General features: G+C 57.5%; 6 protein-coding genes and 2 pseudogenes. 6 read left to right on the forward strand and 2 right to left on the reverse strand.

The features are described from left to right. Positions 1-1,082, forward strand: a 1,082-nt coding sequence (locus I6F21_RS37035) for a thioesterase domain-containing protein (RefSeq protein ID WP_225173231.1), incomplete at its 5' end; no start/stop codon positions are given. A 1,283-nt stretch (positions 1,083-2,365) separates the two neighbouring features. Beyond that, entirely contained in the window at positions 2,366-2,878 is a 513-nt protein-coding gene (locus I6F21_RS37045; RefSeq protein ID WP_225131115.1) for a hypothetical protein, read from the forward strand. A gap of 231 nt (positions 2,879-3,109) precedes the next feature. Here the strand turns inward: I6F21_RS37045 and I6F21_RS37050 are convergent, their stop codons facing one another. Next, positions 3,110-3,793, reverse strand: a complete 684-nt coding sequence (locus tag I6F21_RS37050; protein WP_225131113.1) for a helix-turn-helix domain-containing protein — start codon at positions 3,791-3,793, stop codon at positions 3,110-3,112. A gap of 559 nt (positions 3,794-4,352) precedes the next feature. On the opposite strand from I6F21_RS37050, the gene I6F21_RS37055 reads away from it, so the two are divergent. Continuing rightward, the gene (locus tag I6F21_RS37055; RefSeq protein ID WP_128947516.1) at positions 4,353-4,634 is read left to right on the forward strand and encodes a DUF3551 domain-containing protein; all 282 of its coding nucleotides are present in this window, start codon (positions 4,353-4,355) and stop codon (positions 4,632-4,634) included. A gap of 238 nt (positions 4,635-4,872) precedes the next feature. On the opposite strand, the gene I6F21_RS37060 is transcribed toward I6F21_RS37055, so the two are convergent. Next, the gene (locus I6F21_RS37060) at positions 4,873-5,097 is read right to left on the reverse strand and encodes a hypothetical protein (protein ID WP_225131111.1); all 225 of its coding nucleotides are present in this window, start codon (positions 5,095-5,097) and stop codon (positions 4,873-4,875) included. A 317-nt stretch (positions 5,098-5,414) separates the two neighbouring features. Between I6F21_RS37060 and I6F21_RS37065 the strand changes: the two are divergent. The 3 genes and pseudogenes from I6F21_RS37065 to I6F21_RS37075 form a co-directional block, all read left to right on the forward strand. Then, positions 5,415-6,033, forward strand: a pseudogene (locus I6F21_RS37065) (LLM class flavin-dependent oxidoreductase); the annotation flags it as partial. A gap of 113 nt (positions 6,034-6,146) precedes the next feature. Continuing rightward, positions 6,147-7,166, forward strand: a complete 1,020-nt coding sequence (locus I6F21_RS37070; RefSeq protein WP_225184317.1) for an IS110 family transposase — start codon at positions 6,147-6,149, stop codon at positions 7,164-7,166. Between the two features lie 200 nt (positions 7,167-7,366). Continuing rightward, positions 7,367-8,476, forward strand: a pseudogene (locus I6F21_RS37075) (IS3 family transposase); the annotation flags it as partial.

Here is an 8,476-nt window from a genome sequence, read left to right on the forward strand (position 1 = left end):
CGCTGGCGGCCTACCAGTCGCCGCAAGGTGCGGTCGAGACGGCGCTGGCGCAGATCTGGGCCGAGCTCCTTGGTGTCGAGCGCATCGGGCGCAACGACCACTTCTTCGAACTGGGCGGCCACTCGCTTTTGGCCGTGCAGATGCTCAGTCAAGCATTAAATCTTGGGCTGAGTTTTAGCGCCACCGACCTCTTCCGAGCCCCTGTTCTAAAGGAGCTTGCATCGAAGATTCGTTTGCAGGTGCAGCCCAGTAACACGGCGGTGATTCCCGTTCGAGCGACCGGATTGCAGCCACCTCTCTTCTTTGTCCCCACAGGTTTTGGGGATTGTTCGTATGTCCTCGGTTTGGCAGCGGAAATGGATGCAGACTGCTCGGTCTACGCTCTGCCATGGCCCCCTTTGGATGACGTTCGTCCACCGACTCTTGAGACGATGGCCGTGGAGGTGATTCTTGCGATTAAACAGATCCAGCCCCGTGGCCCATACCGTTTTGCTGGATACTCATCAGGTGCAATCCTGGCTTATGCAATTGCCGAGCAGTTACTGAGTGTTGATGAAGTTGTGTCATTCATGGCGTTCATCGATGTCAGTCTACCCGCGGCTTCTTCAAACGGATCACTGAAGAATTTGGCGCGAGAATTTGTTTTGGATCGTTGTGGAATCTTGCGCGATGAGTATCACGAGGTTCTGGAACGCGACACCGAACCATGTTCCATCTCTGAGTTGCTTGAAAAGGCGCAGCAAATAGGAGCGTTAGCTCCAGATCACGATCTTCGCAGTGACGTTTCAATGTATCAAAGGGCCGCGACATTTCACCGCGCGCTACAATCGTATCGCGTTCCGTCGCTCGCGATTGAAATACATCAGTTCTATGCGAGTGAGCCTCTCGTCAGTCGTTGGGTACCATTTGACAAACGACCCAGTAGCGACTTGCCAAACCAGGGCTGGGACCGGGTCGTGGATGCTGGGGCTATTCGTGCCGTACCGGTTCCAGGCAACCACGCGACAATGGTGAGCAATCCAGAAAACCGCCGAGTTCTGGCTCGAGCCATTTCAACAGCCTTGATCGGGACTGTTGAATAGACCGAGAAAACTTTCTCCGAAAGCTGAGGGTTCGAAGCTTCGTCTCGAGATCCGCCGCTGCTCGTTGGTTTTTCCCTGGACCTGTGCGCACACGTCGTCGATCGGCTGAAAGCTGATCTCAGAACTCCAGGCCTTCAGATAAAGGCGCCCGCTTACTCTTCCACGTATTCCACTCATCCAGAATGGCACGATCGATATCGAGTGCGGCGGAACTGCCAGCAGCAAGCAGAGTCAGGAAGCCGAGTGACGGTCAGTCCCTCCTTCAAGTTATGCTGTGTCTCGTCAATTTTGCGATGAAACTGCCAATCCTACGATCGAAGGAAGGAAAGGTTTACTTTCAATAAGGCGCTGACATCTTAGTTCGGTTTTTAACAGCCCCGCTGTGGCGTCGATGCCGCGTCGAACGCAACCTGAAATTACACCTGATACTCCACTTCGCCTTGCCGATGCTGTGAAGGTCGCATTTCCTTTGGGAGGAATGACCGTCGCGGGTTTGCGTCGTGAGCGCGACCGTAATCGACTGGTTATCGAGAAGATTGCGGGCAAGGAATTTACAACGCTGGCTCATATCGGACGGATGAGAGAGCTATGCCGCGAAGAAGCAAGGGCGCCCGACTTCAGCTCAAGGCTGCCCGCCGAAACAAGAGCGCATAAATCACTCACCGGGCAATCTGGATCATCAGAGACAACGGCCGGGATGTCAGCACAGGCTGCGCTGCAGATGAGATTGCGGCCGCGGAGGAAAAGCTAGGAGATTACATCAGCTCTAAACACACGCCAAAGCGAAGAATCCTCCACATAGACGATATCGCTATCGCGGATGTCCTCTCGATTTATTTGGACGCGCAGTTAGACAATCTTCGCGGCCGTTTCAATGTCGATAGCGAGAGCAAAGATACGATCGCCAATATCCGCAACTTTAAGAAGCGGATCGAACCGTTGAACGGGTGGGGGGGGGGTAAAAATGCCCGAAGCCATCCCAGTCATCGTGAATGCTTAACGCGGGGCTGGCCGGTATCGAGAGGTACGTCGATCCGCTTGCCGCTCTGGTCAGCCGCTACGATCACGTGATCGGCGTACAGGGTGCCAGTCGTGCAATGTTTTGTTGCCATTGAGCTGTAATCCGGCTTGGTCCGACGTCACCGCCGGCTGGTAGCGATCGCCGGCGCCGACGCCCAACTCTGTTATCGCGACTCCGATTATCGCACTATTCGCGATGGCTCTGAGCCACCGCGCTTGGTGGCCTCATCCTTGTTCAGGCGTAAGTCCTCGAGCAGGTCGAAGTGTGTCCTCTGCGCCTTGGAGTCCGTAGGCGCAAGTGCAACGAGCAGATCGAAGGTCTGACGAAGCGATGCGCCGAGACCACCGAACTTGACCGGAACCCGCAAGGCTCCAAACCCCGCCGCTTTGAGCAGCTTTATCGCTTCGAACGGGACAACGCGGTTTCGCTCGCGCTCCACCGCCCCCGCGGCGATCCCCTCAAGCACAGGCCGGAGCGAATCGCTTCTCGAATGGAATGCATTCAGTTTTACGCATTGATCGTATCCACGTCATGCGTTCGCCGCCCCGACTCTGCGATGACCCATTTCGCGCAGCTGATTTTTTTCCTTGAATGGCGCGCCGCCTCGAACGAATGTCTTGGATCCCGCAGAAATACAGTCTGGCTCTCCAACGACACGGGAATATTCTTCGTGAGCGTGGATTTTCGGTCTACTGAGTTGCGCGGAGAGAAGCAGAACAATGACCATTCACCACGTGGGCCCCATATCAGCGATGTAGAACTGGAGAACGGCTGAGCGTCTATTCCAAAGGACGGGTTGCCAAAATGCTGACCGGTTGGCTCAACTGTCTGTATGATCCGGCGGTGCTTACCGGCACCGTGCGAAGGCACATCGTAGCGTTCAGGAAATAGTGCTCGAAAGCTGACTGGTGCGCCTCAGAGATGCGGACCAATTTATGTCTGAAAGCCGGTAGTTGCTGCGCGAGCGATCCTGGCCTCGACCGAAGGGTCTTACGCCGTCCGCGATTTAGCTTTGCAGGTCAACGCTCGCGAGCCGCTGCCGGTCCAGAATCACGATCTCGCGTTGAGTATTGCCGATGAAATCGAGGACGCCATCACTGTGCAATTGCGATACTGCACGCGAAACGGTCTCGATGGTCAGGCCAAGGTAATCCGCGATATCACGCCGAGACATTGGCAGCGAGATAACGTCAGCAGCCGTGAGCCGTTCATCCATTTCGTGCAAGAACGCGGCAACGCGCTCCAGAGCGGTTTTGCGTCCAAGCAGCAGCATATGGTTTTCGGCGTGCTGCAAGTTATTCGTAGTCAGGCTGAGCAAAGTGCGCCAGACAACCGCGTCAGTCTCGGCCACCGTCTCAAGATGTTGCCGCCTGATCAGGCGAACAGTGGTTTGGATGATTGCTTCCGCCGTGAATCGGTGGGCTACGCCGTTCTCGAGTCCAAAAATATCACCTGGCAAATGAAATGCGCCGATCTGACGGCGTCCATCGGGGAGTAACTTGCAAGTCCGTACCGCGCCTTTTCTGACCTGATAGACGTACTCGGCTGGGTCACTCTCGATGTAGATCGTCTTACCTTTCTTGTAAGTGAATTCGCTCAAGCTGACGATCGGATTTGACCCGCTCGATATGCCGAGCTCACTGAGCGAATTGATGCGGGATCTTTGGTCTGTGGTGATGCTCACAAACATGGTCCGACACTCCTAAACCAGAATATGCGAAGGGAATTGGAGCCTCGCGAATAAATTTGGTGCAATCTATGGATGCCTGCACAGTATTTAACAATCATCTATGAAAAAGAAGTCGTGTCCTTGTGACGCAGTGCCCGCGCAACAGTCGAGGCGAGGCAATTGTGGCCTTCGATCGTCGAGGATAGGTGCCCGGCAACACGCCTCAGAGCGAATGAAACGATCCTAGATTTGACTGCTGTACGAGTGTTCTGCTGCGCGAAGGCGCCAAGTCGCGGTTAAAAGATGCGTTTCGCCGGGCGGTGTCGCTGGAAGGCTGCTTCGAAATGCCGGCGGGTTAGCCCAGGACCGAGGACGGGTCGAATAATCCGCTCCAACCCTCTCATTGCTCCCCACCCTTATATCCAACGTCCTGCTCAAGTATCCCGCTCGGGTCTCTGTCCACGGGTGATGGTCTTGCTGACGATAGTCCGACTGGACCCACCATCCGCCATTGATTAAGATCAAACCGCTTTATTCGGATCCTCTATCCTTCAGCGAATTAACGGAGGCAAGAGATCTCATGCGCTACGTTCTCGCTATCGGAGTGCTAACACTTCCTATCCTCGTCGGCTTTGGATCAGGCTCGACCGCCGCTTCACGGGTTCATTCGTACACCCCACCGGCCCGGCAAGACGTTTATTGCTTGCAGGGCCGAGCCTGGGGATATCCGGGCAACTGCCAGTTCTCAACCTATAGCCAGTGCATGGCTACCGCCTCTGGCACATATGCCTATTGCGGTATCAATCCGATCTACGCCTTCGAGCGACAGGGAAGGCAATTCGGCTGGAGCGAACGTCGTTAGGTCAGCCAAGGACGGCGTTGGATGAACGGGCGGGCCGTCCAGGCTCTTGTTGCCGTTCGCTCGACCCCGCCTATTCTGCGCTGAATCCGTTGGGGCGTTCGTTTGATTGCGTCCAGTGCCGAGCGTGCTTGCATGTTGGACGGCAATAGCCGGTCCGACCATGCGAATTCGATGTCTCCGATCTCTTCGGCAGAGCAAGTGATCTCAGATGCCGGCGAATGCGATTGGAATATTCCAGTCAGCGGCCGAAGCCGCAGTATTTGGTGCAGATGGTCCGATGCCGCCGTACGGCCGTGGCGATTTGAATGACCTTCTGCGCGGCGAGGAAATGATCAGCTTGCACCCACACAGCAACAAACGATGCGTTCGCCGCTAAACAAAAGGAAGCTGATTTTCCCCGCGTGGCGAAAAATAGTTCGTCTTGGACTCGCATGGTCGAACAATCTCTGAGAGGATTGATCATCAGGCGATGGTCCCACTCAGGAGCGCGGACAATGCGCAACTACGTCTTCGACAACGTTACGCATTCGATTCCGAGCAAGCTCGTCGACCAGTTGTGTTCGTGTTGTTCCTGAGCGGCGTCTTAATTCATAGAGACGATCTGGCCTGAGATCGCTCCAGCTCCTCGAAATCAATAACGCAAACGCTGGCTGAACAGCAGTGTCGCGCCCGTTCGCCGTGATCGGCGTGGTCGCATGGTGCTGCGCGCTCAGGCCGCGCCTACCTCGCAGTAAGTGTCATTCTCAAGGGACAAACCACTAGTCTGTAAACAACGAACCGATCAAATTCGCCTACTGGGTGCCGAACGTATCCGGCGGGCTCGTGATTTCTTCGATCGAGCAGCGTACCAGCTGGGACATCGACTACAACCGGAAGCTTGCTCAGATCGCCGAAAAGGCGGGCTTCGACTACGCACTCAGTCAGATCCGATTCACGGCGGGTTAGGAGCCGACAAGCAGCACGAGCCGGTCAGCTTCTCGCATGCGCTGCTGGCTGCGACTGAAAAGCTCAAGATGATCGCCGCTCTCCTTCCCGGGCCATGGAATCCCGCCGTAGCGGCGAAGCAGATCGCGACAATCGGCCAGCTTACCAACGCGCGCGTTGCGGTGAATATTGTGTCCGGTTGGTTCCGCGGTGAATTCCACGCAATCGGAGAGCCTGGCTCGATCACGATGAGCGCTACCGGCGTTCGGAGGAGTTCATCAATGCTCTGCGCGGGATTTGGAGGGAAGAGAGCTTCACACTCAAGGGGGACTTCTATCGGTTCAACGAGTACTCGCTGAAGCCGAAACCGCTCGATCCGCTGCCCGAGATCTTCCAGGGCGGCTCTTCGCGCGCCGCCCGCGACATGGCCGCTCGCGTGTCCGACTGGTACTTCACGAACGGGAATACGCCCGAGGCAGCCGCTTTACGGAAGAGATGGGGTATTCGGTCCCGATCGTCTGACCTATTTGCTGCGCGGCACGTTTTGGCTGACGATCATGGACCAACTCCATCCGAAGGAGAAAAGTCATGATCTACGTCGGCCTCGATGTTTCGCTGAATTCCGTTGCGGTATGTGCGGTGGACGAGACCGGAAAGCTTATCCGGGAGGGAACCATCTTGGCGGATGCGCCATCGATTGTGCAGTACCTCGAACCATGGGCTGGTCAAGTTCAACGGGTGGGCCTTGAGGCAGGACCGACGTCAGAATGGCTGACCGCAAATCTAATCGAACTGGGGCTGCCGGCCGTCAGTTTGGAAGCCCGCCAGGTTAAGGCGGCACTTTCGGCCATGCCGGTGAAGACCGATCGGAATGACGCCCGTGGGATCGCGCAGGTGGTGAGAACGGGATGGTTCAACCCTGTTCACGTCAAGAGCATCGGCAGTCAAAGGGCCCGGACGCTGGCCGCGGCTCGCAAGCATATCATCCGCTCCATCGCTGCCGCAGAGCAAGTCATCCGCGGACTTCTGCGTCCGCTCGGTCTCAAAGTAGGAGTCGTCTCGCGGAGTCTGTTCGCGACGCGAGTTCGTGAGTTGGTCGGCGATGACGACTTGCTGGAGGCGATCATGAATCCGCTGCTTGCCGGACGCGAAGCGCTGATGCGGGAGTACGGCCGACTGCATCGTCTGGTTCTGAAGGCCGTGCGCAGTGACCCGGCTTGTCGGCTCTTGATGACAATGCCGGGGATCGGCGCGGTCTCTGCGTTGACCTTCCGCTCCACTGTGGACGATCCGAGGCGATTCCTGCATTCTCAATCCGTCGGTGCCTATCTCGGGTTAACGCCCCGGCGATACCAATCTGGCGAGGTTGATCGGGTGGGACGGATCACAAAAGTCGGAGATGGAGAGACGCGCACAGCCCTGTTCGAAGCTGCCAACGTTGTTCTCAGGCCATCAACCCGATGGTCTCCGATGAAGGCTTGGGCGGTGCGTGTTGCCCACCGGCAAGGAAGCAAGCGTGCGAAGGTCGCGCTGGCCAGAAAGATGGCTGTCGTCCTTCACCGAATGTGGATTGATGGAACCGAATTCCGATGGACGGCGGTGGCGTAAGGACGCCATCGCCATCCCAAGAGACGCCCGTCGCGGGGCGTGGGGATGGTCGAGTTCGTATGATCTGTCGTGGCGTCCGCCCTCCAGGCGGCTGACTACGCCGAAGAGCTTGAACCGACCATTCAACCGAACCCCATCGTGTGGCGGCTTTGCCGACCACGAACAGAAGCAAGGTACCCGCGGCACGCGCTCTTAAGGGATTGACAGAAGCAGACCGAATACAGAAGCAGATCATCGGGATTTTGAAGGAGCACGAAGCTGGCGTGTCGGTTGCCGATCTGTGCCGGACGGCGTCAGCGATGCCAGCATCTACAAATGGAAAGCCAAGTTTGGCGGGATGGAGGTATCGGAGGCCAAGCGGCTGAGGACGCTGGAGGATGAGAACACGCGTCTGAAGCGGCTTTTGGCCGACGCCATGCTGGACAATGCTGCGTTAAAGGACCTCCTGGGAAAGAAGTGGTGACGCCCGCGGGGAAGCGGAAAGCTGTCGCGCAACTCGTTGATGCCCACGGGATGAGCGAACGGCGCGCGTGTAAAGCCATCGGCTGTTGCCGCATGACCATCAGATACCAGACGTCCCGGGCGGATGAGGCCGCCCTACGCCGACGCATGAGGGCGATCGCCGAGGCGCCGTCGCTTCGGTTATAGGCGCCTGCATGTTCTGCTCAAGCGGGAGGGCTATCTGGTCAACCACAAGAAACTCTTCCGGCTCAACCGGGAAGAGAGGCTCGCGGTCCGTCGCCGTGGCGGCCGCAAGCGGACGATCGGGAGCCGAGGCCCATGACAGTGCCGATAGTGCCGAACGACCGCTGGCCGCTCGACTCCGTCTCGGATCAGCTCACCGACGGCCGCCGCTTCCGCATGCTGACCGTGGTCGATGATTGCACCCGCGAATGCCTGGCGCTTGTGGCCGAACCTCGCTCTCGGGGGCCGGGTCGCGGTGGACCGGCTGGCGATGGAGCGGAGCAAACTCAAAACGGTGGTTAGTGACAACAGCAGCGAGTTCAAAGCAATGCCATCCTGACCTGGGCCGACCAGAGCCGCGTCGCATGGCACTAAAACGCCTGGCAAGCCCATGCAGAACGCCTTCATCGAGAGCTTCAACGGCCGGCGGCGGGATGAATTGTTGAACGAGACGCTGTTCACGTCGCTGGCCCAGGCCCGCGTCGAACTCGGACATTGGCGGGCCGACTACAACGATACGCGACCTCACTCGCAACTCGGATGGAAAACACCATCGGAGTTTGCCTTCACCTGCAACCCGCGACGGGATCTGGCGCTGCGCTATGCCGATGGCTCCGCACCAGCTC

It is taken from the genome of Bradyrhizobium sp. NBAIM03 (assembly GCF_020194055.1).
GTDB classification, from domain to species: Bacteria; Pseudomonadota; Alphaproteobacteria; order Rhizobiales; family Xanthobacteraceae; genus Bradyrhizobium; species Bradyrhizobium yuanmingense.

Coding starts and splice junctions, on each gene's coding strand:
- I6F21_RS37050 (WP_225131113.1), bottom strand. CDS start 3,793: ATGTTTGTGAGCATCACCACAGACCAAAGATCCCGCATCAATTCGCTC.
- I6F21_RS37055 (WP_128947516.1), top strand. CDS start 4,353: ATGCGCTACGTTCTCGCTATCGGAGTGCTAACACTTCCTATCCTCGTC.
- I6F21_RS37060 (WP_225131111.1), bottom strand. CDS start 5,097: ATGATCAATCCTCTCAGAGATTGTTCGACCATGCGAGTCCAAGACGAA.
- I6F21_RS37070 (WP_225184317.1), top strand. CDS start 6,147: ATGATCTACGTCGGCCTCGATGTTTCGCTGAATTCCGTTGCGGTATGT.